Origin of the sequence: Faecalitalea cylindroides ATCC 27803 (assembly GCF_000469305.1) — a bacterium.
Lineage (GTDB): Bacteria > Bacillota_I > Bacilli_A > Erysipelotrichales > Erysipelotrichaceae > Faecalitalea > Faecalitalea cylindroides.
In genome coordinates, this window is sequence record NZ_KI271026.1 from 1 (window position 1) to 1,592 (window position 1,592).

General features: G+C 27.6%; 1 protein-coding gene. It reads right to left on the reverse strand.

What is annotated here, in order from left to right; genetic code table 11:
* On the reverse strand, positions 1–694 hold a 694-nt coding region (locus tag HMPREF0367_RS07200), incomplete at its 3' end, for a MurR/RpiR family transcriptional regulator (RefSeq protein ID WP_035402797.1).
* Positions 695–1,592 lie beyond the last annotated feature (898 nt).

Below are 1,592 nucleotides of genomic sequence, written 5' to 3' on the forward strand. Positions count from 1 at the left end.
TGCTCATGCCTAGATGTTCACAAATATATTGTGGAAATGGATTATTTTGGTAACCGGAAATTAAAATACAAGAAATATTTTTTTCATTTAGTTTTTGCAGGATAGGGAGGATAAATGAAGCTTTAGCTGAATAAGATAGAATTAGGGCAACATGGTTTTTATTACTGGCTAATGCATGAAGTCTTTGTTCATAGAAAGATTCAGGGCAGTTAACAATTTTGCCAATAGTTAACATTTTGTCCTGGAAGTTTTTCGCAATATTCATATTATGGGCATGCGTATAAATATCGATTGATGTTGCTTTAGACATGAGTTTAGTAGCATGTACTAGTTTTTGTTTATCTAGACAAGATAATGTATCCTGAATTGTCTTTTCATATAATTCTAAAAGTTTTGTTGCTATTTCTATCGGATTATCTTGTAGGGTAAATGGATAATTGATGTCAATATCATGTTCTTTATAAATGTCTGCAGATATATCATTTGTCAACTGAATTTTAAGTTCGTTAAAACCTTTGAAATCTATTTTTTTGCAGAAACGGTGTATGGCGGATTTAGAAACATGAATTTGTTCTGAAAGTTCCTGAATGGAATAATTAATTACCTCATCTTTATGTGATAGTATATAATGAGCAATTTCATTTTCCACAGGCGTTAAATGAGAGCATTTATGAATTCTTTTTTCTATCTGCATATCATACCATCCTTTTATTTTGTTTTGATGAGGATGTTAATATAGTGGTATTTTCTATTCCGTACCTCATCATAGAAGTTGTGTTTCCAGTCAATATAATTAACACTTTCTTCAAGTTGTTTTATAGATAGTTCTAAATTTTTTTATATTCTCTTAATAATAAAATCATATTCTTTTACAAGTTAGATCATTGATTTGATTTATATCCAGTTCATCATAAATTTGGATATTGTTTTCATCATGCTTTAAAGTTTGATACATAAAATTGAGTCTTTGGCATATCTGTATCATTGTGTACATAAACTTTCCATCAAAAGTCATAAAAATGTGTTAGTGGTAGCAACAATCGTAATATATGATTGGTTGTATGAACCGATAGATACAATTGAATTATATCACTGTTTAACATTAATGAAAAAATTTAAAGGAATAATATACTATTCTTTTTTATAGGTATTGGGAATAGTCTTTATATTAAAGCTGAGAAAATCGAAATTGATGGATATGAAGTTTCAAATAAAATCAATAAATATATCAATGAACGATCAAATAGAGCAAAAAGGCTATTGGAACCATTAAGACAATATCTCAAAAAGAATCCAAATATGCAATATCGTAATGTGAACATTACATCATTTGAAATAGTTGAAGCAATAATCAGAAAAAATAAGGAGAAATTTTAACGATTAAATATTTAGAATTATAAATGATAATTCGATATTTATGATATTTATTAAGGGTTAGCATTCAAGCTTCAAAAGTGAATTGTCAAAATGTTTTTAAATATAGATGAAGTTTATATATACAAAAGTGTAAATAAAAAGCTAGGTAGATCCTAGCAAATTCTTGGAAGAGGTTGACCAGATAGTTTTCTTAAACGTCTGGTAGCTCCTAATTT